1 pseudogene is annotated in these 223 nt (G+C 68.6%); it reads right to left on the bottom strand.

The annotated features are described in order from the left end of the window. Window positions 1-223 (bottom strand): annotated as a pseudogene (locus ABFP37_RS22690) (lipoyl synthase); the annotation flags it as partial.

Here is a 223-nt window from a genome sequence, read left to right as displayed (position 1 = left end):
GGATGTCCCAGCCCTTCTTGCGCATCGCGGTGGCCCAGAGCCGGCCGGCCCGGTAGGAGGACCGGACGAGGGGTCCGGACATGACGCCGAGGAAGCCGATCTCGTCCGCTTGCTGCTGCAGGTCCACGAATTCCTGCGGCTTGACCCAGCGGTCCACCGGGAGGTGGCGTTCGGACGGGCGCAGGTACTGGGTGATGGTGATCAGGTCACAGCCGGCCTCGTG

Source organism: Burkholderia sp. RS01, from assembly GCF_039748055.1.
In the GTDB taxonomy this organism is placed as follows: Bacteria; Actinomycetota; Actinomycetes; order Actinomycetales; family Micrococcaceae; genus Arthrobacter.
This window is presented reverse-complemented; position numbering and strand designations above follow the sequence as displayed.